Origin of the sequence: Nostoc sp. DedQUE07, from assembly GCF_034530975.2 — a bacterium.
Taxonomy (GTDB): Bacteria; Cyanobacteriota; Cyanobacteriia; order Cyanobacteriales; family Nostocaceae; genus Nostoc.
On sequence record NZ_JAVRCC020000113.1, the window covers coordinates 1 to 676 of the forward strand.

Consider the following 676-nt stretch of genomic DNA (forward strand, 5'->3'; position numbering starts at 1 on the left):
GTTATTAGTGACTTTCATAATGCATTAGGTCAGTTTCTCAACTATCGCCTTGCCTTAGAAATGACTGAACCCGATCGCATCCTCTATTTAGCTGTTCCTATTGATATTTTTAATACTTTTTTTCAGGAGCGTTTTACTCAAGCGGCAATATCATATTATGCCCTAAAAATAATAGTATATAAACCGAATACAGAGGAAATAATCGAATGGAAAAACTAGCCAAATATCGCCAAATTGTGCGCGAATTATTAATCGCCCACGCCACCCCAAACCCCCCAAACGAACCAAATATTGAATGTCAACTCATTTTTGATACAGAACACGATCGCTATCAAATTCTAGATATTGGTTGGCAAGAGTTTAATCGTATTTATGCCTGTTACATTCATTTAGACATTAAAGATAATAAAATTTGGATTCAGCACAACATGACAGAAGCCGATATTGCTCAAGAGTTAGTGGAAAGAGGAGTTCCAGCTTCAGATATTGTTTTAGGCTTGCATCCCCCATACAAACGTCCTTATACCAAATACGGTGTTGCTTAAAGTTAATAAAAATAGACACACCATCCTATGGCATCCAAAAGCAATCTGTTAGCAGACATCGCTCGCAGAGCGTGGCCGGAGGATCGCTGGCGAGACAGCGCGGCCGGGTTCTGATGTCTGCTGGGCGCGCG

2 protein-coding genes are annotated in these 676 nt (G+C 40.5%); both read left to right on the top strand.

Annotated features, from left to right (window positions below):
- A partial coding sequence (locus tag RMZ95_RS34015; RefSeq protein WP_409884545.1) for an element excision factor XisH family protein occupies positions 1-219 on the top strand: 219 nt, incomplete at its 5' end.
- The gene (locus RMZ95_RS34020; protein WP_322705795.1) at positions 207-545 is read left to right on the top strand and encodes a XisI protein; all 339 of its coding nucleotides are present in this window, start codon (positions 207-209) and stop codon (positions 543-545) included. The genes RMZ95_RS34015 and RMZ95_RS34020, both read left to right, overlap by 13 nt.
- Positions 546-676 lie beyond the last annotated feature (131 nt).